Source organism: Roseomonas acroporae (assembly GCF_023223525.1).
Lineage (GTDB): Bacteria > Pseudomonadota > Alphaproteobacteria > Acetobacterales > Acetobacteraceae > Roseomonas_E > Roseomonas_E acroporae.
Map to the genome: position 1 here is coordinate 74,918 of NZ_JALPRX010000022.1, position 24,919 is coordinate 99,836.

Annotated in this window: 20 protein-coding genes; 8 read left to right on the forward strand and 12 right to left on the reverse strand. The window is 72.4% G+C overall.

What is annotated here, in order from left to right; all coding sequences use genetic code 11:
* Positions 1 to 147: 147 nt before the first annotated feature.
* Positions 148 to 1,449, forward strand: coding sequence for an MFS transporter (locus M0638_RS06175; RefSeq protein ID WP_248666084.1), 1,302 nt, complete (start codon positions 148 to 150; stop codon positions 1,447 to 1,449).
* A gap of 78 nt (positions 1,450 to 1,527) precedes the next feature.
* Here the strand turns inward: M0638_RS06175 and M0638_RS06180 are convergent, their stop codons facing one another.
* Genes M0638_RS06180 through M0638_RS06200 form a run of 5 tightly spaced genes read right to left on the reverse strand, consistent with a single transcriptional unit; the run spans position 1,528 to position 8,086 of the window.
* Positions 1,528 to 1,857: a Rieske (2Fe-2S) protein gene (locus tag M0638_RS06180; RefSeq protein WP_248666085.1), complete on the reverse strand. Its 330-nt coding sequence runs from the start codon at positions 1,855 to 1,857 to the stop codon at positions 1,528 to 1,530.
* A gap of 3 nt (positions 1,858 to 1,860) precedes the next feature.
* Entirely contained in the window at positions 1,861 to 4,305 is a 2,445-nt protein-coding gene (gene nirB, locus M0638_RS06185; RefSeq protein WP_248666086.1) for a nitrite reductase large subunit NirB, read from the reverse strand.
* Positions 4,306 to 4,331: 26 nt separating this feature from the next.
* On the reverse strand, positions 4,332 to 4,679 hold the full coding sequence (locus M0638_RS06190) for a hypothetical protein (RefSeq protein ID WP_248666087.1): 348 nt from the start codon (positions 4,677 to 4,679) through the stop codon (positions 4,332 to 4,334).
* A 37-nt stretch (positions 4,680 to 4,716) separates the two neighbouring features.
* Positions 4,717 to 6,870, reverse strand: a complete 2,154-nt coding sequence (locus M0638_RS06195; protein ID WP_248666088.1) for a molybdopterin oxidoreductase family protein — start codon at positions 6,868 to 6,870, stop codon at positions 4,717 to 4,719.
* A 4-nt stretch (positions 6,871 to 6,874) separates the two neighbouring features.
* Positions 6,875 to 8,086, reverse strand: coding sequence for a nitrate/nitrite transporter (locus M0638_RS06200; RefSeq protein WP_248666089.1), 1,212 nt, complete (start codon positions 8,084 to 8,086; stop codon positions 6,875 to 6,877).
* Between the two features lie 590 nt (positions 8,087 to 8,676).
* On the opposite strand from M0638_RS06200, the gene M0638_RS06205 reads away from it, so the two are divergent.
* Together M0638_RS06205 and M0638_RS06210 are read left to right on the forward strand one after the other, a co-directional pair.
* Positions 8,677 to 10,401 (forward strand): bifunctional protein-serine/threonine kinase/phosphatase, encoded by a 1,725-nt coding sequence (locus tag M0638_RS06205; RefSeq protein ID WP_248666090.1) that lies wholly within the window; start codon positions 8,677 to 8,679, stop codon positions 10,399 to 10,401.
* 161 nt (positions 10,402 to 10,562) lie between these two features.
* On the forward strand, positions 10,563 to 11,015 hold the full coding sequence (locus M0638_RS06210) for a nuclear transport factor 2 family protein (RefSeq protein WP_248666091.1): 453 nt from the start codon (positions 10,563 to 10,565) through the stop codon (positions 11,013 to 11,015).
* Between the two features lie 50 nt (positions 11,016 to 11,065).
* Here the strand turns inward: M0638_RS06210 and M0638_RS06215 are convergent, their stop codons facing one another.
* The 5 genes from M0638_RS06215 to M0638_RS06235 all read right to left on the reverse strand — a co-directional run bounded on the left by M0638_RS06215 (position 11,066) and on the right by M0638_RS06235 (position 15,563).
* The gene (locus M0638_RS06215; RefSeq protein ID WP_248666092.1) at positions 11,066 to 11,398 is read right to left on the reverse strand and encodes a DHCW motif cupin fold protein; all 333 of its coding nucleotides are present in this window, start codon (positions 11,396 to 11,398) and stop codon (positions 11,066 to 11,068) included.
* A 10-nt stretch (positions 11,399 to 11,408) separates the two neighbouring features.
* Positions 11,409 to 12,230, reverse strand: coding sequence for an ABC transporter permease (locus tag M0638_RS06220; protein ID WP_248666093.1), 822 nt, complete (start codon positions 12,228 to 12,230; stop codon positions 11,409 to 11,411).
* A gap of 4 nt (positions 12,231 to 12,234) precedes the next feature.
* The gene (locus tag M0638_RS06225; protein ID WP_248666094.1) at positions 12,235 to 13,110 is read right to left on the reverse strand and encodes an ABC transporter permease; all 876 of its coding nucleotides are present in this window, start codon (positions 13,108 to 13,110) and stop codon (positions 12,235 to 12,237) included.
* A gap of 45 nt (positions 13,111 to 13,155) precedes the next feature.
* Positions 13,156 to 14,454, reverse strand: a complete 1,299-nt coding sequence (locus M0638_RS06230; RefSeq protein WP_248666095.1) for an ABC transporter substrate-binding protein — start codon at positions 14,452 to 14,454, stop codon at positions 13,156 to 13,158.
* A 62-nt stretch (positions 14,455 to 14,516) separates the two neighbouring features.
* Positions 14,517 to 15,563 carry an ABC transporter ATP-binding protein gene (locus tag M0638_RS06235; RefSeq protein ID WP_248666096.1) on the reverse strand — a complete coding sequence of 349 codons (1,047 nt, stop codon included), beginning with the start codon at positions 15,561 to 15,563 and terminating at the stop codon, positions 14,517 to 14,519.
* 571 nt (positions 15,564 to 16,134) lie between these two features.
* On the opposite strand from M0638_RS06235, the gene M0638_RS06240 reads away from it, so the two are divergent.
* Positions 16,135 to 16,635: a CFI-box-CTERM domain-containing protein gene (locus M0638_RS06240; protein ID WP_248666097.1), complete on the forward strand. Its 501-nt coding sequence runs from the start codon at positions 16,135 to 16,137 to the stop codon at positions 16,633 to 16,635.
* Positions 16,636 to 16,683: 48 nt separating this feature from the next.
* On the opposite strand, the gene M0638_RS06245 is transcribed toward M0638_RS06240, so the two are convergent.
* Positions 16,684 to 17,352, reverse strand: a complete 669-nt coding sequence (locus tag M0638_RS06245) for an MlaC/ttg2D family ABC transporter substrate-binding protein (RefSeq protein WP_248666098.1) — start codon at positions 17,350 to 17,352, stop codon at positions 16,684 to 16,686.
* A 266-nt stretch (positions 17,353 to 17,618) separates the two neighbouring features.
* Entirely contained in the window at positions 17,619 to 18,485 is an 867-nt protein-coding gene (locus M0638_RS06250) for an MlaA family lipoprotein (RefSeq protein ID WP_248666099.1), read from the reverse strand.
* Positions 18,486 to 18,704: 219 nt separating this feature from the next.
* Here M0638_RS06250 and metF point away from each other — a divergent pair, with 219 nt between their 5' ends.
* The 4 genes from metF to M0638_RS06270 all read left to right on the forward strand — a co-directional run bounded on the left by metF (position 18,705) and on the right by M0638_RS06270 (position 24,668).
* The gene (gene metF / locus M0638_RS06255) at positions 18,705 to 19,682 is read left to right on the forward strand and encodes a methylenetetrahydrofolate reductase [NAD(P)H] (RefSeq protein WP_248666100.1); all 978 of its coding nucleotides are present in this window, start codon (positions 18,705 to 18,707) and stop codon (positions 19,680 to 19,682) included.
* Positions 19,683 to 19,817: 135 nt separating this feature from the next.
* Complete coding sequence (locus M0638_RS06260) at positions 19,818 to 20,276, forward strand: hypothetical protein (RefSeq protein WP_248666101.1); 459 nt, start codon at positions 19,818 to 19,820, stop codon at positions 20,274 to 20,276.
* Positions 20,277 to 20,394: 118 nt separating this feature from the next.
* Positions 20,395 to 23,691: a UvrD-helicase domain-containing protein gene (locus tag M0638_RS06265; protein ID WP_408903054.1), complete on the forward strand. Its 3,297-nt coding sequence runs from the start codon at positions 20,395 to 20,397 to the stop codon at positions 23,689 to 23,691.
* A complete protein-coding gene (locus M0638_RS06270) occupies positions 23,691 to 24,668 on the forward strand; it encodes a 50S ribosomal protein L11 methyltransferase (protein ID WP_248666102.1) in 978 nt (325 codons plus the stop codon). Before M0638_RS06265 ends, M0638_RS06270 begins: the two co-directional genes overlap by 1 nt.
* The last annotated feature ends 251 nt before the right edge of the window (positions 24,669 to 24,919 follow it).

Consider the following 24,919-nt stretch of genomic DNA (forward strand, 5'->3'; position numbering starts at 1 on the left):
TGCGTGCGCCACGTTAAGTTTTGTTGAGACGGGTTGGTGTCGGTTGCAACCCCGCCATCTGCAATGGCAGATAGCAGGGTCGCCAGGACAAGTGCCGGTAACGGACCGGCGCACCCGAGACAGGGACCGGCGCGCGGGGAGGGAGCGATGTCGGCAAGCACGGTGCCGGGCATGGCGGCGAAACCGGCCAGCAATTACCGCTGGGTCGTGGTCGCCCTGCTCTTCGTCATCACGACCGTCAACTACATGGACCGCAACCTTCTCGGCGTGCTCAAGCCGACGATCCAGGGCGAACTGCACTTCAGCGAGAGCGAATACGGCAACATCGTCTTCGCCTTCAGCATGGCCTACGCGGCGGGCTACGCCAGCATGGGCGCCTTCACCGACCGCGTCGGGATACGCTACGGCCTCGCCATCGCCGCGATCATCTGGTCGGCGGCCTCGACCGCGCACGGCTTCGTCACCTCGGTGGGCGGGTTCATGCTGGCGCGCGTGCTGCTCGGGCTCGGCGAGGGCGGCAACTTCCCGACCTGCATCAAGTCCGTGGCGACCTGGTTCCCGAGGCGCGACCGCGCCCTGGCGACGGGCGTGTTCAACTCGGGCAGCAACATCGGCGGCCTGCTCGCGCCGCTGATCGCCGCCTTCGTCACGGTGCATTTCGGCTGGCAGATGGCCTTCTACGTCACCGGCATCGTCGGGCTGCTGTGGGTGGTGGCGTGGCTCGTCCTGTACCGCGCGCCCGAGGAGCATCCGAAGGTCTCCCGGAGCGAGCTGGCCTACATCCAGAGCGATCCGGTGCCGACGGTGCAGCACGTGCCGTGGAGCCGGCTGCTGCGCTATTCCGGCACCTGGGTCTACATCGTCGGCGGCGTGCTGACCAACCCGGTCTGGTGGTTCTACAACAACTGGGTGCCGAGCTTCCTGTTCTCGAAATTCCACGTCAACCTGATGGCGCTCGGCATGCCGCTGGTGGTGATCTACCTGATGACCGATATCGGCTCGGTCGGCGGCGGCTGGCTTTCCGGGCGCTTCATGCGCGCCGGCATGGACGTGTTCCATGCGCGCAAGCTGGCGCTGCTGTGCTGCGCCGCCTGCACCGTTCCCGTCTTCCTGGCGCCGATGGTGAGCGACCTGTGGTTGGCGGTGCCGCTGATCGGCCTCGCCATGGCGGCGCACCAGGGCTTCTCGGCGAACCTGTTCACGCTGGTCTCGGACACCATGCCGAAGGGGGCGGTGGCCGGCGCGGTCGGCCTGGGCGGCGGCATCAGCTCGATCTTCAGCGGCTTCTCGGCGGTGGTGATAGGCCACCTGCTCGATGCCACCGGCAACAACTACACGCTGATCTTCTTCGTCGGTGCCAGCGCCTACGTCCTGGCGGTGGTGGCGATCCACTTCATGCTGCCGCGCCAGCCCGCCGGGCCGATGCTGCCGCAGCCGGCCGCCGTGTAGGCGACACGGCCCAGGGAAGGAGGAGGGGCCTCGCGGGACGCGTCCGCGAGGCCCCTCCTTCCGTTCGCCCGCGCGGCTTCAGCCGTCCAGGCTCAGCAGCAGCGTCCCGTCCTCGGCCTTGCGGATCGGGTAGACGGTGATGCCGCATTCCCCCACCAGCACGCTGCCGGTGCGCAGGTCGAACATGCGGTCGTGCAGGGGGCACATGATGGTGCTGCCCCCCAGCATGCCGTCCGCCAGCGGCCCGCCGAGATGCGGGCAATCCGCCTGCGAGGCGAACACCTCGCCCGCATGGTTGCGGAACACCGCGACGGTGCGGCCGGCGACCTCGAAATTCCGCCCCTCGCCGACCGGTATCTCGTCGACGTTGCCGAGCACGTGTTCCCTGGTGAGCGTATCTCCCGGCATCGCTCAGCCCTCCGCCGGGATCAGAGAGGCGAACTGGTTCGCCGTCTTCGGCGCGTCGCGGTCCAGCCACGGGTCGCGATAGGCCGCGATCGCCGCCTCGATCTCGCGGTCGAAGCGCTCGCACCAGCCCTCCGAATCGTCCACCACCACGGCGCGTATGCGCTCCAGGCCGATGCGCGGCACCCAGGTGTAGGTGCGCTCCTTGTACTTCGCGTCCTCGCGGTAGAACTGCATGAAGCGGCCGATGACCTTCATCACCTCGTCCTCGCCCTCCACCGTGCAGAGCAGGTCGCCCTTGCGGACATGCGCGCCGCCGGCGCCGCCGATGTAGATCTCCCACTTGCCGTCGCCCACCGCGACCATGCCGACATCCTTGATCAGCGCCTCGGAGCAGTTGCGCGGGCAGCCGGTGGTGCCGAGCTTCATCTTGCCCGGGCTGTCGGAAAGCGCGCGGAAGGTCTTCTCGATGCGGGTCGCCAGCCCCATGCTGTCGCCGAGGCCGAAGCGGCAGTAGTCGATGCCGATGCAGCTCTTGCAGGTGCGGTAGCTCTTGCCCCAGGCGTGGCCGGCCGGCATGCCGATGTCGCGCCAGATGCCCGGCAGGTCCTCCTTCTTCACGCCGACGAGGTCGATGCGCTGGCCGCCGGTCAGCTTCACCAGCGGCACCTTGTACTTCACCGCCGCGTTGGCGATGCGCACCAGCTCCTCCGGCGTGCAGAGCCCGCCCGCCATCTCCGGCACCACGGAGAAGGTGCCGTCCTTCTGGATGTTGCCGTGCACGCGGTCGTTGATGAAGCGCGCGTCGCGCTCGTCCACGTACTCGCCGGGCCAGATGGTGTTGAGCAGCGAGGCGAGCGGGATCTTGCTCGCCGGGTCCTCGACGCCGCCGGCCAGGGCGCGGAACACGGCGGAGACGGACTTCAGCTCCTGCTCGCGGATCGCCGCCACCAGCTCCTGCTTCTTCATCGGGATGCAGGGCACGTACCAGTGGACGGAAGGATCCTCCTCCACCGCGCCGCCGAGGAACCACGCCACCACGTCGCCGACGAGGCCCTTGCAGGAGCCGCAGCCCTTGCCGGCGCGCGTGGCGTTCATCACCGCCGTCACGGTCTTGCAGCCGCCGGCCACGGCCGTGCCGATCGCGGCCTTGGAGACGCCGTTGCAGTTGCACACCTGCGCCTCGGCCGGCATCTCGTCGAGCGTCACCTTCTGCGGCGGCGCGCCGAGGTCGAACAGCAGCGAGAGCCGCTCGTCCGGCAGCGGCGAATCCCGGTCGAAGGCCTGCATCAGGAAGGCGGCCTTGGAGATGTCGCCCATCAGGATGCCGCCGACCAGCCGCCCCTCGCGCACGATCAGCTTCTTGTAGGTGCCCTTCTTCGGCTCCATGAACTGGATGACCTCGTCGCGCTCCTCCTTGGGCATGGTGATGCCCATGGAGGCCAGCTCGACGCCCATCACCTTCAGCTTGGTCGCGAGCTTGGAGCCGTGATAGGCGGCATCCCGGTTGCGGCCGGTGACGTGGTCGGCGAAAACCTTGGCCTGGTCCCAGAGCGGCGCGACCAGGCCGTACACCATGCCGCGGTGCTGCGCGCACTCGCCCACCACGTAGACGCTCGGGTCGTCCACGGAGCGCATGTGGTTGTCCACCACGATGGCCCGCTCGACGGTGAGGCCCGCCCGCGTGCCGATCTCGGCGTTGGGCCGGATGCCGGCCGCGACCACCAGCAGGTCGCAGTCGATGGTCTCGCCGTCCTTGAAGGTGAGGCCGGTGACCTTGTCCTCGCCCAGCACCTCGGTGGTGGACTTCGACAGCAGGACCCTGACGCCCATCCGCTCCATGGCGGTGCGCAGCATGGCGCCGCCCGTGGCGTCGAGCTGCGCGTCCATCAGGTGGCCGCCGAGATGCACCACGGTCGAATCGCAGCCGTGGTTCAGCAGGCCGCGCGCCGCTTCCAGCCCGAGCAGGCCGCCGCCGATCACCACCGCCTTCACGCCGGGGGCGGCGGCGGCCACCATGCCGTTGGTGTCCTCGATGGTGCGGAAGCCGAACACGCCGGGCTTGAGCGTGCCGCCGGCGGTGTGCAGGCCGGGGATGGGCGGCATGAAGGCGCGGCTGCCGGTCGAGATCAGCAGCACGTCGTAGTGCTCCTTCACGCCGCCGGCCGAGGTGACGACCTTGGCGAAGCGGTCGATCTCGGTCACCCGCTCGCCGGCATGCAGCGTGATCCCGTTCTCCGCGTACCAGGGGAGCGGGTTGAGGAAGATCTCGTCGTAGGTCTGCTGCCCGCTCAGGATGTTGGACAGCATGATGCGGTTGTAGTTGCCGTGCGGCTCGTCGCCGAACATGACGATGTCGAACATCTCGGCGCCGCCGCGGGCGAGCACTTCCTCGACCGCACGCGCGCCCGCCATGCCGTTGCCGATGACGACCAGCTTCTGCTTGGCCATGCGCGTGGCTCCCTGGGTCTCGCGGTTCAGACTTCGAGCAGGCCGATGTCGAGCACGATCTCGCCCGAGACGCCCTCTGGCGCCGCGACGAGCACCTCGATCCGGCTCTCGGGGAAGATGTCCTCGACCACGGCGAGCGGCACGTGGACGGCGGACTTGGCGCCGATCGGGAACATGCGCATCGGCTTGCCGTCCTTCGTCAGGCTGACCGAGACCAGCGCGTCCGCCGAATTGCCGGCCCGGAAGTAGATGAGCTGCGCGCGCTTGTCCGACGGCACGGTGTAGGCCGTGGCGGCATCGAGCATCGCCGGCTTCGCGAGGCCCGTGCCGCTGAACGGGAAGATGCCGTTGATGAAGTGCGAGGTGGTTTCCATGGTCATCCCTTGGCGTGGTGGGTGGCGGCGGAAGTCGTCAGGCCGGCGCCGTGCCGGCCGGCAGCATCGCCGCGTCGGCCGTCGCCGGCATGGCGCCGGCCGGCTCGACGCGGACGGCGCAGACCTTGAACTCCGGTATGCGCGAGACCGGGTCGAGATAGGTGCTGGTGAGCAGGTTGGCGCAGGCCTCGCCGCCCCAGTGGAAGGGCACGAACACCGTGTCCATGCGGATGGAGCGGGAGAAGCGGGCGCGCACCAGGGCGGTGCCGCGCCGGCTGGTCAGCCGCACCGGCTCGCCCTCGCGGATGCCGAGCGTCCGCGCCATCTCGGCATGGATCTCGCAGAAGGCGGCGGGCTCGGCCTCGTTCAGCGCGGCGACGCGGCGCGTCTGCGTGCCGGACTGGTACTGCGCCATCACCCGGCCGGTGGTGAGGAAGAGCGGGTAGTCGGAATCCGGCTCCTCCGCCGTCACGCGGTGATCGACGCGGTGGAATTTCGCCCGCCCGCTCGCGGTCGGGAAGCGGTCGAGGAAGGGGCGCGGCGTGCCGGCCTCGCCCTCGGGGCAGGGCCAGAACACGCCGTCCTCGGCGGCGATCCGTTCCCAGGTCACGCCGGAATAGTCGGCGAGCCCGCCGGCGCTGGCGCGGCGCAGCTCCTCGAAGATGGCGCGCGGCTCGGCGGTGAAGCGGTCGCCATGGCCCAGCCGGTCGGCCAGCGCCTTGACGATCTCGGCGTCGGTCCGCACCCCCGGCGCCGGCTGCACCATGCGCCGGCGCAGGATGATGCGGCCCTCCAGGTTGGTCATGGTGCCCTCCTCCTCGGCCCATTGCGCCACGGGCAGCACCACGTCGGCGATCGCGGCGGTCTCGGAGAGGAACGGGTCGCCGACGACGAGCAGGTCGAGCGACTCCAGCCGCTCGCGCAGCTGCCCGACGGCGGGCGCCGAGACCAGCAGGTTGGCGCCGAGCACGATCAGCGCGCGGATGCCGCCCTCGGCGCCGCATTGCGCCAGCAGCTCCATGGCGGAAGGGCCGGGCGGCGGCAGGCTGTCCGGATCGACGCCCCACACGGCGGCGACGTGGCGCCGGTGCTCGGGGTTGGCGAGCATCCGGTAGCCGGGAAGCTGGTCCGCCTTCTGGCCGTGCTCGCGCCCGCCCTGGCCGTTGCCCTGGCCGGTGAAGGTGCCCCAGCCGGAATGCAGCTTCCCCACCTTGCCCAGCGCCAGCGCCAGGTTGATGAAGGCCAGCACGTTGTCCACGCCGTGGCTCTGCTGCTCCGGCCCGCGCCCGGTCAGGACGTAGGCGTTGGGCGCCTCGCCCAGCATGTGCGCGGCCTGCTCGATCAGCCGTGCCGGCACGCCGGTCACGCGCTCCGTCCGGTCCGGCCACCAGGAGGCCACCAGCCGGCGCACCGCCTCGAACCCCTCGGTGCGGGCGGCGATGTAGCCCTCGTCGATCAGCCGGTCGCGCACGGCGACGTGCAGCAGCCCGTTGGCCAGCGCCGCGTCGGTGCCGGGCGTCGGCTGCAGGTGCAGCGTCGCCGCCTCGGCGGTCGCGGTGCGCCGCGGGTCGGAGACGATCAGCCTGCCGCCCTTCGCCTTCAGCGCGTCGAAGTACTGCATGATCGGCGGCATGGTCTCGGCCGGGTTGCCGCCGACGATCAGGATCGCATCCGCCTCGGGCAGATCCGAGAGCGGGAAGGGGAAGCCGCGGTCCAGCCCGAGGGCGCGCGTGCCCGCCGCCGCCGCCGAGGCCATGCAGAAGCGGCCGTTGTAGTCGATGTTGCGCGTGCCGAGGCCGATTCGCGCGAACTTGCCGAGCAGGTAGGCCTTCTCGTTGGTCAGCCCGCCGCCGCCGAAGATGGCGGCCGCGTCCGGCCCGCCCTTCGCCTGCGCGTCGCGCAGGCCGGCGACGACCCGGTCCAGCGCCTCGTCCCAGCTTGCCGGCCGCAGCGTCGCGCCCTTGCGGTCGCGCAGCAGCGGCGTGGTCAGCCGGTCGGGCGACTGGAGCGGCTCGGCCGCGGTCCAGCCCTTGCGGCACATCCCGCCGCGGTTGCTCGGGAAGTCGCGCGCGCTGGCGGCGAGGCGCGTCGGGTCCTGCTCGTCCGGCACCAGCCGCATCGCGCATTGCAGGGCGCAATAGGGGCAGTGCGAGCCGAGCGCCGCCTCGGGCAGGGCCAGCGCGCCCGTCATCGGTTCAGATCCGCCCGACGCCCGGGGCCGCGCCCCAGGTGGTGCGCCAGCGGGTCTTCACCGTGGTCAGCCCGGCCAGCGCGATCGCCGCCAGCGCGGCGAAGACCAGGAAGCCGAGCTGGTAGGAGCCGGTGAGCTGCTTCGAGTAGCCGAGCGAGGAGGCGAGCCAGAACCCGCCGACGCCGCCGGTCATGCCGACGAGGCCGGTCATGATGCCGATCTCGCGCCGGAAGCGCTGCGGCACGAGCTGGAACACCGCGCCGTTGCCCATGCCGAAGGCCAGCATGCCGACGATGAACACGGTGAGCGCCATGCCCGCCGTGGGCAGGCCGAAGCTGACCACCGCGATCGCGATCGCCGCCACCGCGTACATGAAGCTCAGCGCCTTGATGCCGCCGATCCGGTCGGCCAGCGTGCCGCCGATCGGCCGCACCAGCGAGCCCGCGAAGACGCAGGCGGCGGCGAAGTAGCCGGCCACCTTCGGGTCCAGCCCGTACTGGTCGTGGAAGTAGGAGGGCAGGGAGGAGGCGAGGCCGGAGAAGCCGCCGAAGGTGACGCCGTAGAAGAACATGAACCACCACGCGTCGCCGATGCGGAACACCTGCATGTACTCGGCGAAGGTCTTGGGCGGCGGCCGCTCCGGGCTCTCGCGCGCGAGCAGCAGGTAGGTGATGAAGGCGATTCCGAGCGGGATGCAGGCCAGCCCGAACACGTTGGTCCAGCCGAAGGCGGCGGCGAGGCCGGGCGCGAACAGCGCCGCGAACACCACGCCGGAATTGCCCGCCCCCGCGATTCCGAGCGCGATGCCCTGCAACTCCGGCGGGTACCAGCGCGAGGCCAGCGGCAGCGCCACCGCGAAGGAGGCGCCGGCCACGCCCAGCACCACGCCGAGCAGCAGCACCTGGGCGAAGCTGTGCACGCCGAACCACCACGCCACCAGCAGCCCCAGCAGCACGATCACCTGCCCGATGATGCCCGTGCGCAGCGGCCCGATGCGGTCGACTAGGAAACCGTTCACCACGCGCAGCAGCGCGCCGGAGAGCAGCGGCACGGCCACCATCAGGCCGCGCTGACCGGCATCGAGGTGCAGGTCCTGGGCGATCTGGACGCCGAGCGGTCCCAGCATCACCCAGACCATGAAGCTCATGTCGAAGTAGAAGAAAGCCGCGAACAGCGTCGGCGGATGTCCCGCCTGGAAGAACGCCCGACTGACCATGCCCTGCCGATCACCCCGTTGGCGCGCCAGCAGGCGCGCAGGTCCGTTCGCCGGGCGTCGCGACGCGGAACGGTGGTGCCGGGCCCTTCAGGGCAAGGCTCCGCCACGCGGTGCGGCGCACCGCCGTGGTGACTGGATCAGGCGCATCCCTTTTGCGTCCACGTATCCCGGCAAGGCTTCGGCCTTGCCCGTCGTGGCGCGTGGCCGGCGTCCTACCAGGGAGGCGTTCGTCAAGCCAGGGGGCCGCCGCGCTGATCTTGCGGCGAGTTAACATCGGGACCGCCTCTGCGGGTCCCGATGCCGGGCCTCGGCTTGCCTCGCGCCGCCCCCGGCGGGGCGTCGGTACGGAAAAGCTATGAGCACAGAACCGTTCTCGACAAGGGTGCTTGTGTCGGTGACGATCACTCTTTCGCAAAATCGCCCGTTCTCCCGCCCAGCGTGCGTTCCGCCGCCCGCCGCGCCCTTCGCCGAGAGGAGGCCGAACCCTGCCCGACAGCCAGAAGGAGGCCCCGAGGGAGGCCCGGGGGGAGACGAAGCCGGGGACGGCGACGCAGGGCCTTACCGCCGCCCGCCCGCACGGACGGCTGGAGGTGCGCCTCGCCTTCGTCAGCGAGCAGGGCATGCGCCCACGCAACGAGGACTATGCCGCTGCCTGGCTCGGCGAGCCGCGGCGGCGCGCGTTGCAGGGCGTGATCGCCGTGGTCGCCGACGGCGTCGGCGGCGCCAAGGGGGGACGCGTCGCCGCCGAGACCGCGGTGCGCGGCTTCATCGACGGCATGCTCGGCCAGAGCCCGGCGCTCGGCGTGCGGCGCACCGGCGCGCGCGCCATCGAGGCGGTGAACCGCTGGATCCACAGCAAGGGCCGCACCGACCCGGCGCTCGAAGGCATGGCCTGCACCCTCACCGCGGCGGTGCTGCGCGGCCGCCGGTTGCACATTCTTCATGTCGGCGACACGCGCCTCTACCGGCTGCGCGACGGGGCGCTGCAGCAGCTCACCACCGATCACACGCCCGGCCGGCCCGGCACCTCGCACACCCTGCTGCGCGCGGTGGGCGCCGCCGAATGGGTGCGCGTCGACTACGCGGAGCACGATCTGCGCGCGCACGACCGGCTGCTGCTCGTCAGCGACGGCGTGCACGGCGGCCTGAGCGATGCGCGGATCGCCGCCGAGCTGAACCGGCGCGCCGGGACCGAGGAGGCGGCGCGGCGCCTCGTCGACCAGGCGCTGGACGCGCGCGTCGGCGACAACGCCACGGCGCTGCTGCTCGACATCCTCGACCTGCCGCCGCCCGACCAGGCCGACCTCGAATCCGCCATGGCGGCGCTGCCGATCCTGCCGCCGCCGCGCGCGGGCGCGGTCGTGGACGGCTACGCGCTGGACACGCTGCTCGCCGATGCCCGCTACAGCCGCGTCTTCCGCGGCCGCGACACGACGGACGGCCGCGCCGTGGTGGTGAAGTTCCCCAAGGCCGGCGCCACCGCCGAGGTGACGTTCCGCCAGTCCTTCCTGCGCGAGAGCTGGATCGCCGCGCGCATCCGCAGCCCCTTCGTGGGCGAGGTGCTGGAGCCGCCCGCCGGCCGCGCCACGCAGCTCTACGCCGTGATGCCGGACTACGGCGACGAGACGCTGGAGCGGCGCCTGCTGCGGCCGCCGCCGGTGCGGCTGGCCGAGGGCATCGCCATCGCGACGCAACTCGGCAAGGCGGTGGCGGCGCTGCACCGGGCCGGCGTCGTGCACCGCGACATCAAGCCCGACAACGTGCTGCTGCTGCGCGGCCCCCGGGCGAGCCGGGAGCAGGGGCCGCGCGGCCAGCCCGCCGGGCTCAAGCTGATCGACCTCGGCGTCGCCCGGCTGCCGCATCTGGAGGACTTCGCCGCCGATGCCGCGCCCGGCACGCCGAGCTACATGGCCCCCGAGCTGTTCGACGGCAGGCCGGGCGACGAGCGTTCCGACATCTTCGCGCTCGGCGTCACGCTCTGGCGGATGTGGAGCGGCGGCGCCTACCCCTACGGCGAGGTCGAGGCCTTCTCGCGCCCGCGCTTCGGCCGCCCGGGCTCGCTGCTCGCGAAGCGCCCCGACCTGCCGGCCTGGCTGGACGAGACGCTGGCCCGCGCCGTCGCCGCGGACCCGCGCGAGCGGCAGGGTGACGCGCTGGAGCTGGTGCTGGAGCTGGAGACCGGCATGGCGCGCGGCGCGCCCGCGCCGGCCCGCCGCCGCCCGCTCTACGAGCGCGACCCGCTGCTGGCCTGGAAGCTGGTCTCGGCGCTGCTGGCGCTGGCGCTGGTCGCGAGCCTCGCGCTGCGGGCGCACTGACCGCCGGCCGCCGAGGGCCCGGCCCCCCGGCGATCGCTCCCCGGTCCCAACCTCCGGCCGCGACGTGGGGGCATGGGCGTTCCGGCCGGAGACGGCTTATGATGCGGCTGCAACGAGCCGCCGCGTCCCGGCGCGGCGGCGAAAGAAGGGGAGGAGAGGCGATGTCCGCAACACGTCGTCGATTCGGGCTCGCGGCCGCCGGTGGCGCCGTGCTGCTTGCCGCCGCGCCGCTGCGCGCGCAGGGGAGTGACGAGGCGGCGGTCGCGCACGCCGTCGAGGCGCTGCGCGAGGCCATGCTGGCGCCGGACCGCGCCAGGCTCGCGGCGCTCGTCTCGGACCATCTCAGCTACGGCCATTCCGCCGGCCGGGTCGAGAACAAGGCGCAGTTCATCGACGCGCTGGTGAACCGCACCAGCATCTTCCACGCCATCACCCTGTCCGACCAGAGCATCGCCCTGTCCGGCGACGCGGCCGTGGTGCGGCACGTCCTGGTCGGCGACACGGAGAGCGGCGGCCGCCGCGTCCCGGTGCGGATCGGGGTGCTGATGGTCTGGCAGAAGCAGGCCGGGCACTGGCGCCTGCTGGCGCGCCAGGCCGTGGCGCTGCCGGCATAGGGCGAAGCGGCCGGGCGCTTCCCGGCCGGGGCGGCGCCACGGCGCCGCCTTCAGTCCACGATGAACAGCTTCGCGCCGATCCGGGTCGAGGAGCGGTGGGCGGCGTCGCCGTGATCCGAGACCTCGTAGCTCATCCCCGGCTTGAGCACGAAGCGGCGCCCGTCGCGCAGTTCCGATTCCAGCTCGCCTTCCAGCACCAGCAGGACGTGGCCGCGGTCGCACCAGTGGTCGGCGAGGTAGCCGGGCGAGTACTCCACCATGCGCACGCGCAGGTCGCCGATCTCCAGCGTCCGCCACAGGGCGTGGCCGGTCTCGCCGGGATGCACCGTGGGCACCATCGCGTCCCAGTCGGTGACGGTGAAGGGGAGGGTGGGGATCCTCATCGCGCCTGCCTCAGCCGGAGAGCCGCCTGGCGCGGCGCCGTTGCAGCACCGCCACCGCCCCGAGCGCCAGCCCGATCACCGCGAAGCTCAGCGCCGTGCTGAGCGTGCCGAGCGCGTAGAGCACGGGCGTGGTGATGTTGGTGGTCATGCCGAACACCTCCAGCGGCAGGGTGTTGTCCACCCCGGCGGTGAGCAGGGTGCGGGCGAACTCGTCGTAGGAGAGGGTGAAGCCGAACAGCGCGACGCCGACCACGCTGGGCAGGATGATCGGCAGCACGACGTGCGAGAAGGTCTGCCACGAGGTCGCGCCGAGGTCGCGCGCCGCCTCCTCCCAGGAGGCGTCGAAGCGGTTGAAGATGGCGAACATGATAAGAAGGCCGAAGGGCAGCGTCCAGGTGAGCTGCGCGCCGAGGCCGGAGCTGTACCAGGCGGTGTCGAGGCCGAGCTGGTTGAACAGGATGCCGATGCCGAGGCTGACCAGGATGGAGGGCACGATCAGGCTGGCCACGGTGAGGTAGAACAGCGCGCCCGAGCCCGCGAAGCGCCGCCGGAAGGCGAGGCCGGCGGCGAGCGAGACCACCACGGTCGCCATCATCACCAGGAAGGCGAGCAGCAGGGAGCGGGTCAGCGAGCCGCCGAAGTCGCCCACCGCCTGGGTCTCGAACAGGCGCCGGAACCAGACCAGCGAGACGCCGCGCATCGGGAAGGTCAGCCCGCCCTCCGGCCCCTGGAAGGAGAGGATCAGGATGGTGAGGGTGGGCCCGTAGAGGAACAGCACGAACAGCACGAAGAAGGCGCCGAGCACCCATTTGCCGAAGCCGGCCTTCTCCATCGCCCTACAGCTCCCGCCTGATGTCGACCACGCGCAGGATTGCGCCCACCATCAGCAGCACGATGGCCAGCAGCACCACGGCGTTGGCCGCGGCGGCGGGATACTGCAGCAGCGAGATCTGGTTGTAGATCATCAGCCCCACCGAGGCGCTCTGGCCGCCGCTCATCAGCCGCACCGTGATGAAGTCGCCCATCACCAGCACCACCACGAAGATGCTGCCGATGGCGATGCCGGGCTTAGAGAGCGGGATGATGACGTTGGTCAGCACCTGCCAGGCATTGGCGCCGGCATCCACCGCCGCCTCCACCAGTCGCCGGTCGATGCGCATCATGGTGTTGAAGATCGGCACCACCATGAACAGCGTGTAGAGGTGGACGAAGGCGAGCACGACCGCGAAGTCCGAGAAGAGCAGGAATTCCAGCGGCCGGTCGATCGCGCCGAGCCCGAGCAGCGCCTGGTTCAGCAGCCCGTTGCGCCCGAGGAAGGGCACCCAGGAGATCATGCGGATGATGTTGGAGGTCCAGAAGGGGATGGTGCAGAGCAGGAACAGCGCCGTCTGCACCGTCCGGCTGCGGACGTGGAAGGCCAGGAAGTAGGCCACCCAGAAGCCGATGAACAGCGTGATCGCCCAGACCAGGGCCGCGAACCACACCGTCTTGGCGTAGGTGCGCCAGGTGACGGCGGAGAGCAGCACCTCGGCGTAGTTGGTCCAGACGAAGTCCGGGATGATCCGCACGCTGTCGTAGTCGAAGAAGGAGACGACGACGAGGGTGAGGATCGGCACCACCAGGAACACGCCGAGGATCAGCGCCAGCGGCGCCACCTGAAGGTAGGGCAGCAGCCGCGCGGCCGTGCCGCTGCCCGCCATCCGGTCGCTCATGCCGCCGCCCCCGCCCGTGCCGCCGTCAGACCCGCCCGCCGCCGTTCAGGCCGCGATGAACTCGTTCCATTTCTGGACCATGTAGCGGTCCTCGTTCATCACCGAGTTCCAGCAGGCCACCTTGCCCATCCGGTCGGTGAAGGAGCCGCCGTCGCGCACCGAGCCCGCCTTGTCGAGCAGCTTGCCGTCCGGGCCCATGATGTCGGCGGCGGCGGGCTTGCCCTCCATCCAGTAGCCCCACTCGTTCTCGCTCATGTGCCGCTTCGCCGTGTCCAGCACCGCCGAGTAGTAGCCCTGCCGGTTGAGGTAGGCGCCGCACCAGCCGGAGAGGTACCAGTTGATGTACTCGTAGGCCGCGTCGAGCTGCAGCCCGGAGAGGTGCTTGGCCACGCCCAGCCCGCCGCCCCAGGCGCGGTAGCCCTCGGCGAGCGGCTGGTAGACGCAGGGGATGCCGCGCGTCTTCACCGCCGTCACCGCCGGCGACCACATGGACTGGATCACCACCTCGCCCGAGGCCATCAGGTTCACGCTCTCGTCGAAGGTCTTCCAGAAGGCGCGGAACTGGCCGGCGCGCTTCTGCTCGATCAGGAAGGCGATGGTCCTGTCGATCTCGGCGCGGGTCATGTTGCCCTTGTCGCCGTAGCGCAGCGTGCCGAGGCTCTCCATCACCATGGCCGCGTCCATGATGCCGATGCCCGGGATGTTCAGGATCGACGCCTTGCCCTTGAAGGCCGGGTCCACCAGGTCCTTCCAGTTGCGGATGGGCCGGCCGACCAGGTCGGGGCGGATGCCCAGCGTGTCGGCGTTGTAGATGGTGGGGATCAGCGTCATCCACTCGGTGGGATGCGGGGCGAAGGCGGTGGCGCCCTTGCTCTCGACGAAGCTCACCGTGTGCGGCGCCGTGCCCTGCGCGATCGGGCTCTCCGGCGTCAGCTTGCCGGTGGTGAAGATCGGCACGATCTTGTCGTAGAGCGCGATCTTCTTCACCTCCAGCGGCTGCAGCACGCCGGCCGGCCAGACCTTCTTGCAGACGAAGTACTCGATGTCGGCGATGTCGTAGGAGCGCGGCTGCGTCACCGCGCGCTGCGTCACCGCGTCGGTGTCGAGCGCGGTCATGCTCAGGGTGAAGCCCAGATCCTTCTTCACCTGCTCGGCGATCGGGTTCAGCGCCGAGACGCCGGTGCCGAACTGCCGCAGCGTGACGTTGCGGATGTTCTGCGCCCAGAGGGTCGGGAAGCCGGTGACGGCGCCCGATCCCAGCGCGGCGCCGGCGGCGGCGCCGAGGAGGCGCCGGCGGGTGGCCGAGGCGGGTCGGGCGGGGCGGTCGGCGTGGTCGTCCGTCATGGCGCGTCTCCGTGTGCGGCGGCGTAGGCCGGCATCGTCTGGTCGTGCGGGAGGCTGGTCGTTCAGGCGGCGGCGAGGGGATCGGTGAGCGTCGCCGCCGCGGCGTCGGAAGGCGAGGGGGCGAGGGCGTGCATGTCGTCCTCGCTCCAGGCCAGCACCGCCGCGTCGCCGGGGGCGACGGGGGCGGCGTGGAACACGTCGTCGGGCAGCATCGCCACCGCCTCGCCCGCCGCCGTGGCCAGGGCCACGCGCACCACCGGCCCCTGATACTCCACCGCCGAGACCGTGCCGGGCAGGTGCGGGCCGTAGGTCTCGGCGTCGGGCGGCCGCAGCCGGCAGCGGTCGGCCCGCACCGCCACGGTACCGTCACCGGCGGGCGCCGGCAGCACGTTGTGGCCGCCGATGAAGCGCGCGACGAAGGCGGTGGCCGGGCGCTCGAACACGTCGCGCGGGCTCGCCGCCTGCACGATCTCGCCGCCCTCCATCACCACCACGAGGTCGGAGAGCGCCATCGCCTCCTCCTGGCTGTGGGTGACGTGGACGAAGGAGATGCCGAGCTCGCGCTGCAGCCGCTTCAGCTCCTCGCGCATGCGGCCGCGCAGGAACGGGTCGAGCGCCGAGAGCGGCTCGTCGAGCAGCAGCACGCGCGGCTCGGTGATGAGGGCGCGGGCGAGCGCCACGCGCTGCTGCTGGCCGCCGGAAAGCTGCGCCGGCAGGCGCGACGCGTAGCGCTCCAAGTCCACGAGCTTGAGGAAGTGCAGCGCCCGCGCCCGCCGCTCCGCCTTCGGCACGCCGCGCATCTTCAGGCTGAAGGCCACGTTGTCGAGGCAGTCGAGATGCGGGAACAGCGCGTAGCTCTGGAACATCATCGCCGTGCCGCGCTTCGCCGGCGGCAGGTCCGTCACCTCCCGCCCGGCCAGCAGCACGCTGCCGGAGGAGACGCTCTCGTGCCCCGCGATCATGCGCAGCGTGCTGGTCTTGCCGCAGCCGCTCGGCCCGAGCAGGCAGCAATAGGTGGCGGCGGGGATGCGCAGCGAGATGCCCTTCACGGCGACGGCGCCGCTGCCGTAGCGCTTGGTGACGTTCACCAGCTCGACATCATGCGGCAAGCGGCGATTCCTCTCTGCGGGGCGGCGGGGCGGGCCGGTACGGGCGGCAAGGCGAGCCGGCGGGCGGGGCGGCGCTTTCCGGCCCGTCGGCCCGCCGGTCAACCGTCCCGCCGCCACGCCCCCCGGAGGAGGGAGAGGCGGACGGGCCGCGGGCGGGCTTCGGTCGGCAGGCCGCGGGCGGGGAGGGGCGGCCGGCTTCGCCTCCCCACCCGGCGTCGGCTCCCGATCGGCATCGTCTCTCGATCAGCGTCGGCTCCCGCCCGGCACCGATGCGCGGCCGGCATCGTTGCGTTGATGGCACGGGAGGCGGGGAGCAAGGCCCGTGCCAGGGGTGTCGCGCCTCCCGACGACCCGGCCGGGCCCGAGAGGGACCATCGCCATGGCGCGATTTTGGGCAGCCGCGCCATCGTCCCGGGCGAACGGCCACGCGCTCCGTTCCCGCCGGCCTGTCGGCCCGCCGCCGACCGGCTGTGAAGCGCTGCAGCGCCGGCCGCCGGCTGCGGCCGTAGCGTCGGCGAAACATGGCGCCCGGCGTTCCGGGCACGGCCCGGGACGGGGGACGATTCCGGCGATGGACGGACAGGATGAGGCCCGGCCGCGACCGGGCGCGGCGGCGGAGGCCCGGACGGCCGACGCGGCCGAGCCCCGGGCGGCGCGGGCGGCACCGCCCGCGGAGCAGGAATCGGTGCTCGGCAAGGTCCTCGACGGGGTGGAGGCCGCCGCCGATCTGGCCGAGGTGGCCGTGGAGGGCGGACCGGCCATCGTGGAGGCCGCCGGGGGCCTGTTCGAGGGCGGCTGCTGCCTCGCCGAGGCGGCGATCACCCCTGACTGCTTCGTCGCGACGGCGACGCTCGGCGATCCGCGCCACCCGGACCTCGACGACCTGCGCCGGCTGCGTGACCGCGTGCTGCTGCGCACCGGGCCCGGCCGGCGCCTCGTGCACGCCTACTACCACCGCGGCGCCCATGTCGCGCGCTGGATACGGCCGCGCCCGGCCCTGCGGTTCCTGGTCCGCAACCTCGTCGTCCGGCCGGCGGCCGCCCTGTCGCGCCTGCTGCTCGGCCGCGCCTGAACGGCGCGCGACCGCGCCGCGCGGCCACCCACCGGGCGGATCCGCCGTTCAGCGGCTTTCGCGGCTGGAGAGCTGGGACACCTGGTTGCGCATGGCCGCGAGCAGGGCGGCGATGCTGCCGTTGTTGCGCTGGATCACCGAGGAATACTCGCTGCGCTGGGTCAGCCGCAGCGAGGTGCCCTCGGCGATCACGTCGACGACCTTGAGCTGGCCGTTCACCTCGGCGACGCGCCAGTCGAGCGAGAAGGCGGGCTGGCCGGGGCGCTGGATCACCGTGTTGACCAGCGCGTCGGACTCCGTGCGCTGCTGCGAACGGCCGAGGGTGAAGGACACGCCCTGGTACTCGCCGAAGCGGGCGGAGACGTTGCGCACCAGCGTCTCCTCGAACAGGCGCAGGTATTCCTGCTGCTCCGCTGGGGTGGCGACGCGCCACCAGCGCCCGAGGATGAAGCGGGCGATGCCCGGCACGTCCACCGTGCGGCGCACGATCGCCGCCACGCGGTCCCGCCGCGCCGCCGTGCTGCCGGGGGTGTTGATCGCCGCCGCCAGCTCCTGGCCGGTGCTCTGGATGAAGCCGGAGGCGCGGCCGATGTCCACGGCAGCCTGGGCGAAGGCGCGTCGCGCCCCGACATGGCCGGTGGCCGGGTCGATGGCGGGCAGGGCCAGGAACAGGGCCGGCAGGGCGAGCGCGGCCAGTAGCGTGGGTCGGGACAGCATGCGGTCTCCTGATTCCTGCCCGGTGACCGCCGACATACAGGCCGCACCCGGCGGCGGCAAATGCCTGTCGCCGGGCGCGGCCTGGCCGGGGTGGATGGCGGCCCCGGCACGTGCCGGGCGGCGCCGTCGGCCACGCGTCGTCTCCTGCCGGTCCGCCTTCGGGCCGGCGTGTTTCCTCGGTCCCGCGGGCGGCGGCTCCCGAGCCTCCCGGCGAACCCCGCGCGCGATGCCGGCCCGTGCGGGCCGGAACCTGCGCGGGCCGGTTGTCAGGGCGCGCCGGTGGGGCTGCTGCTCACGCCCGGCACGCCGCCGGCGCCGCCCTGGGTGGTGACCGGCGTGGCGTTCGGCGCCGTCCCCGGCGTGACGCCCGGCATCGGCTCGAAGCGGCCGAGGGGGCCGCCGCCGCCGCCGCTGCGGTTGCTGATCTCGGCCTGCCGCCGCTGCCGGTAGGCGCTGCGGAAGGTGGCATAGGGATCGAGCGAGGTCTGGTTCACGGCGTCGACGGTCTCGATCAGGCTCTCGCGCGTGTCGATCGCCGTGACGGCGCCGCGGCTGTAGCGCAGCACCTCCACCGCCACGCCCTGGCCGAACCAGAAGAGCGGGTCGATCGCGAGGTCCATGCCGAAGCCGGCCGTGTCGCGCACGTTGGAGGGGCCGAGGATGGGGATGAACATGTAGGGCCCGTCGCCCACGCCCCAGACGGCCAGGGTCTGGCCCCAGTCCTCGGAGTGCGGCGGCACGTTCAGCCGGTTGTTGGCGACGTCGATCAGCCCGCCGAGGCCCACCGTGGTGTTGACGAAGAAGCGGCCGAGCGTGTCGCCGGCGCGGCGCGGGTTGCCCTGGAGCATGTCGTTGACCAGCACCACCGGCGTGCGCAGGTTGCGCAGGAAGTTGCGCAGGCCGGTGCGCACCGGCTGCGGCACCACGTCCCGGTAGCCGATCGCCACCGGGCGCAGCACGGCCCGGTCGATGGCGTTGTGCACCGCGAACATCGCCCGGTTGGCGGGCTCCCAAGGGTCGTTGTTCTGGCGGAACTCGGCCACGGCATCCGGATCGTCGGCCGGCGGCGGGGTGGCGCAGGCCGGCAGGGCCAGCAGCGCGGCCAGCAGCATGAAGCGGTAGTTGCGGAGCATGGGGGGGAACTCACTCCTCTCTGGCCCGAGGCCGGGCCACGACCCGGATGGCGAATAGTGACGCGGGCGTGATCGTACCGTTAACCGCGTTCGCGGGACGGGGTTTCCGCGCCCGGGTCCGGCCGGCCGGCCGGGCTCCGTCCGGTCCGCAGGCCCGAATCCCGCCCCGGGACAGGCAGGAAGCTTGTCAGCACTACGGCGAACCGGCAACTTGGCCGCATGGACATGCCTCCCACCGCGAACACCGAGCCCGGCGCCCCCGCGCGGGAGGCGGGCACGCTGCAACGCTGGCTGACCGGCCCCCGATTCGCCGGTCTGCCCACCACACTGGCACAGCCGGCGCCCAAGCTGTCCTTCGAATTCTTCCCCCCCAGGACCGAGGCGCTGGAGCAGCAGCTCTGGGCCTGCGTCCGGCGGCTGGAGCCGCTGCAGCCGCGCTTCGTCTCCGTCACCTACGGGGCCGGCGGCACCACCCAGGCCCGCACGCACGAGACGGTCTCCCGCCTGGTACGCGAGACCTCGCTCACCCCCGCCGCCCACCTGACCTGCGTCGGCGCGACGCGCGAGGAGGTGGATGCGGTGGCGCAGCGGTACTGGGAGGCGGGGGTGCGCCACATCGTGGCGCTGCGCGGCGACGCCCCGGCCGACCAGCCGGTCTACCAGCCCCACCCCGGCGGCTACGCCTACGCGGCCGACCTCGTGGCCGGGCTGCGCCGGATCGGCGACTTCGAGATCAGCGTCGCCGCCTATCCGGAGACTCACCCGGCCGCCCTGTCCGCCGACCACGACATCGACAACCTCAAGCGCAAGATCGACGCCGGCGCGACGCGGGCCATCACCCAGTACTTCTTCGACACCGACCTGTTCCTCCGCTTCCTCGACCGCTGCGGCGCGGCCGGCATCACCGTGCCGATCGTGCCCGGCATCCTGCCCGTGACGAATTTCAGGCAGGTGGCGAAGTTCTGCGGCGTGTGCGGCACCGCCGTGCCGGACTGGCTGGCCCGGATGTTCGAGGGGCTGGACGACGACCCGGAAACCCGCCGGATGGTGGCCGCCGTGGTGGCGGCCGAGCAGGTGCGGCTGCTGCAGGCCAACGGCGTGGACGAGTTCCACTTCTACACGCTGAACCGGCCGGACCTGACCTACTCCATCGCCCACATCCTGGGCGTCCGGCCGCGCCCCGCCGAGGCGGGCTGAGCGAGCGCCCGGGTGGCTCTCCCCGGGTAGCTCTCCCCGGGTAGCTCTCCCTGGGGCCGCCCGCCGGGATTCCGTTCCGTAAGCTCCGCGTGCTTCCATGCCGCCCGGCCGTTTCCCGGCCGGAGGGAGGGGCGTGTGCGTCCGTTGCCTGCCTGGCTGCTGAGCGGCCTGATCGTGTTCGCCGTCGCGGCGCAGGCGCAGGGCCTGCCCGGCAAGCCGCCCGCGCTCGATTCGCCGGCGGGCGCCCCGCCGCAGGCCACGCCGGGCGGCAAGCCCCAGGCGCTGTCGGGCGGTGCGGCCATGCCCGCCCCACCCTCGGCGGGACCGTCCCAGGCCTTGCCGCCTCCGAACCCGCCCTCCCAGGCCGCGCCGCCGGCCCCGCCCGCCGCCCAGGCCGGCGCGCCGGGCACCGCCCCGCGTCGCTGCGCCCCGCCGCTCCAGCAGGGCTGCATGGGCATGCAGGCCTCCTGCCAGATGGCCTGCCCCACCACCTGGGGCGGCCCCACCGCCGCCTGGACCGAGGACCGCCCGGCCTGCCTCGCGCGCTGCAACAACCGCTACACCATGTGCCTGGTCCAGTACGGCTGCATGTGAGGCGGCCGCCCCCGGGAATGCGGGGGCGCCGTTTCCCGGCGGGCCCGCCGGACGGGTGGAGCGGAGCGGCCCGGCGTCCTATACCGGACCCGTGTCCTCCTCCCTCCCGCCCCGCCGCCTGTCCGACCCGCTGCCGCTCGCGCCCGGCGGCGCCGAGGCCCCCGACTACCTCGCCCGGCTGAACCCGGAGCAGCGCGCGGCGGTCGAGACGCTGGACGGCCCGCTGCTGGTGCTGGCCGGCGCCGGCACCGGCAAGACCCGCGTGCTGACCACCCGCTTTGCCCACCTGCTGATGACCGGGCGCGCCTATCCGGGGCAGGTGCTCGCCGTCACCTTCACCAACAAGGCGGCGCGGGAGATGCGCGAGCGGGTGGGGGCCATCCTCGAACGGCCGGCGGAGGGGCTCTGGCTCGGCACCTTCCACGCCCTCTGCGCCCGCATGCTGCGCCGGCACGCCGAGTATGTCGGGCTGAAGTCCAACTTCACCATCCTCGATGCCGACGACCAGATGCGCCTGCTCAAGCAGGTGATGGAGGCGGCGGGCATCGACCTGAAGCGCTGGCCGGCCCAGGGCATGATGGCGCAGATCCAGAAGTGGAAGGATCGCGGCCTGACTCCGGCCCGCGTGACGCCGGCCGAGGACACGGATTTCGCCAACGGCCGGGCGCTGGCGATCTACGGCGACTACCAGTCCCGCCTGCGCGACCTCAACGCCGCCGATTTTGGCGACCTGCTGCTGCACATGACGGAGATCCTGCGTACCGAGGAGAGCGTGCTGGCGCAGTACCACCGCATGTTCCGCTACATCCTGGTGGACGAGTACCAGGACACCAACCTCGTGCAGTATCTGTGGCTGCGGCTGCTGGCGCAGGGCCATCGCAACATCTGCTGCGTCGGCGACGACGATCAGTGCCTCGCGGCCGGCACCCGCATCGCCATGGCGGACGGCACCGAGCGGCCGATCGAGCAGGTCCGCCCCGGCGACAGGGTCCTCTCCTGCTACGGCGCCGGCAGCTTCCGCCCCGCCCCCGTCACCGCGGTGTTCGAGCGCCGCGTCAACCGCCGCCTCGTCCGCCTGCGCACCGCCGCCGGGCGCGAGCTGGTCAGCACGCCCGAGCATGTCCACTTCGCCGACCTGATGTTGGGCGACAGCCCGCAGCGCTTCTTCACCTACCTGATGCACAAGCAGGGCGTCGGCTACCGGCTCGGCACCTCGCAGGTCTATACGGCCGGGCAGGCGAGGCCGATGCTCGGCTTCAAGCAGCGCTGCCTGCAGGAACACGCCGACGCGCTCTGGCTGGTGGATGCCTTCGCGGCCGAGAACGACGCGCGGGAGTGCGAGCATCTGCTCAGCCTGCGCTACGGCGTCAGCACCCTACCTTTCGTCGCCCGCAAGGGCGGCTCGGAGAACGGCCTGGTCCACGACCAGGCGCGGCTCGACCGCATCCACGCCGCCGCCGGCGAGGACGGCGCAGGGCGGCTGATGACGGCCTACGGCCTCGATCCCGACCACCCGCACCACCGTCCCCAGACCTTTTCCGGCCGACGCCGAAACCTGATCGTGACGCTCTACGCCGAGCATCGCGGCCCGACGCCGATGCACCGCGTCGCCCTCAGTGGCAACGACGCGGCGGGGCGCGAGGCCGTTCTGGCAGCGGGACTCAACACCCGCGCCTACAGGCGCAATCCGGCCAACTGGCGCTACGAATCGCTGTTCCGCGACATGGCGCAGGTGGAGTCGATCCGCGCCCGCCTGTCCGAACGGCTCGACGTCACCCTGGTGCGCAAGGCGAACCTGCTCGGCAAGGCGCTGACCCTGCGCCCCGCCGCGCAGATACGCCCCGGCATGGTGCTGGCCGCCGCCGACGGGTCACACGACCCGGTGGTGGCGGTGGAGAGCGTGGAGGAGCCGGTCACGGTCCACGACATCGATGTCGCCGGCACGCATAATTTCGTCGCCAACGGCCTCGTCACCCACAATTCGATCTATTCCTGGCGCGGCGCCGAGATCGAGAACATCCTCCGCTTCGAGAAGGACTTCCCCGGCGCGCGCATCGTCCGCCTCGAATCCAACTACCGCTCCACCCGCCCGATCCTCGCCGCCGCCTCCGGGCTGATCGCGCACAACACCGGCCGCCTCGGCAAGACGCTGCGCCCGGGGCGCAACGACGCCGACGGCGAGAAGGTGAAGCTCGTCTCCCTCTGGGATTCCGAGGAGGAGGCACGCATGGTGGGCGAGCGCATCGAGGCGTTCCAGCGCAGCGGCCACCGCCTCGCCGAGATCGCCATCCTGGTCCGCGCCGGCTTCCAGACCCGCGCCTTCGAGGAGCGGCTGATCACCCTCGGCGTGCCCTACCGCGTCGTCGGCGGCCTCAAATTCTACGAGCGCGCCGAGATACGCGACGCGATGGCCTACATGCGCGTCCTCGCCCAGCCCGCCGACGACCTCGCCTTCGAGCGCATCGTCAACGTGCCCAAGCGCGGCCTCGGCGATTCCGCGCTGCGCGCGCTGCACGAGGTGGCGCGCCACGAGGAGATCCCGCTCGCCGCCGCCGCCGGCCGCATGGGCCAGTCCGCCGCGCTGCGCCCGAAGCCGCGCCAGGCGCTCGCCCAGCTCGACCGTGACTTCGCGCGCTGGCGGGAGATGCTGCCGAAGGAGGGGCACGTCGCCACCGTCGCCACCATGCTCGACGAGAGCGGCTACACGGAGATGTGGAAGCAGGACAAGTCGCCGGAAGCCCCGGGGCGCCTGGAGAACCTCAAGGAGCTGCTGCGCGCCATCGGCGAGTTCGAGACCCTGGCCGGCTTCCTGGAGCACGTCGCCCTGGTCATGGAGAACGACGAGAACGCCGAGGGCGACCGTCTCTCGCTGATGACGCTGCACGCCGCCAAGGGCCTCGAATTCGACACGGTGTTCCTGCCCGGCTGGGAGGAGGGGCTGTTCCCGCACCAGCGCGCGCTGGACGAGGGCGGCACCAAGGGGCTGGAGGAGGAGCGGCGCCTCGCCTATGTCGGCATCACGCGGGCGCGCCGGACGGCGATCATCTCCTTCGCCGCCAACCGCCGCGTCTACGCCAACTGGTCCGCCGCCATCCCCAGCCGCTTCATCGACGAGCTGCCGCCCGAGCATGTCGAGCGCGAGGGCTCGGCCGCGATGCAGCGCAACCGCATGGTGGAGGCGCCTTCCGTCTTCACCTCGCCCTACGGCCTCACCGCCCGCAAGCCGAAGGTGATCGACGCCTGGGAGGTGACGGAACGCCCCGCCCAGCCCGGCGGGCTGAAGGCGGGCGAGCGCGTGTTCCACCAGAAATTCGGCTACGGGACGGTGCTGAGCGTGGACGACAACCGGCTGGAGGTCGCCTTCGAGAAGGCCGGCCGCAAGCGCGTGCTGGACAGCTTCGTGGAGAAGGCGTGATGACCGCCAACGCGACGGCGGCATCCCCGCCCATCCCCTCGGCCGCTCCTCCGGCCGTTCCCCTGGCCGCTTCCCGTCTCGCCCCGCTGGCCGGCCGCCGCGCCGAGCCGCTGGAGACGCTCGCCATCGACGGCCTGCCGGAGGCGGCGGTGCCCGCCTACGAGGCGGCGCTGATGCGGGTCTGCACCACCGTCGCCTTCTTCCGCGACGAGGATGCCGAGATCTGGCGCCTCGAGGGCGTGCGGGAGGCCGGCGCCGGGGAGCAGGAGCTGGCCGCCGCCCTGGCGCTCGCCGCCGCCGTCACCGGCGTCGAGGCGACGGTGCAGGCCAGCCCGGTCGAGGCCGGCGGCTGGCTGGAGCGCTCGCTGCAGGGCTTCCCGGAGCAGGCGATCGGCCGCCGCCTGCTGATCCGCCCGACGCACCTGCCCAACCCGGTCACCCATGGCCGCGCCGTGCTGCGCCTCGATGCCGGCCTCGCCTTCGGCACCGGCGAGCACGGCTCCACCCGCGGCTGCCTGATCGCGCTGCAGGACGTGCTGTACCGCAGGCCCCGGCGCATCCTCGACCTCGGCACCGGCTCCGGCATCCTGGCCATGGCGGCGGCGCGGCTGCTGCACCGGCGCGTGCTCGCCACCGACATCGAGCCCTGGTCGGTACGCGTCGCCGGGCAGAACGCGGCGATGAACGGCCTCGCCCATCTCGTGCGCGTCTGGCAGGCCGATGGCTGGCGCGACCCGGCGGTGCGCGGCGGCGGCCCCTACGACCTCGTCTTCGCCAACATCCTGGCCCGCCCGCTCTGCGCCATGGCGCGCGACCTCGCCGACCACCTGGCGCCCGGCGGCACGGCGATCCTGGCCGGGCTGCTCGGCACCCAGGCGCGCATGGTGCTCGCGGCGCACCGCCGCCAGGGGCTGGTGCTGGAGCGCCGGCTGGACCAGGGGGCGTGGACCACGCTGGTGCTCCGGCGCCGGGGCTGAGGCGCGGCAGGGCAGGGCCGCGGCCCGCCTCCGGGGAAGGCGTCGCCTTCCCCGGGCCCGATCCGGCAGGAGGGCGAACTCCGCCCGCACTGCCGTCCGTTCGCGGGTGGGGCGTCGCAGCGACCGGCCCCCCCTCATCGGCACGGGGTTTCCGGAGGGGCTTCGCCCTTCGGCGGGGTCCGGGGCAAGGCCCTCCGGCGGCGTCCGGGCCGGCGCTCCGCAGCCCGGCTTGTCCGCCGCCGCGCGGCCCG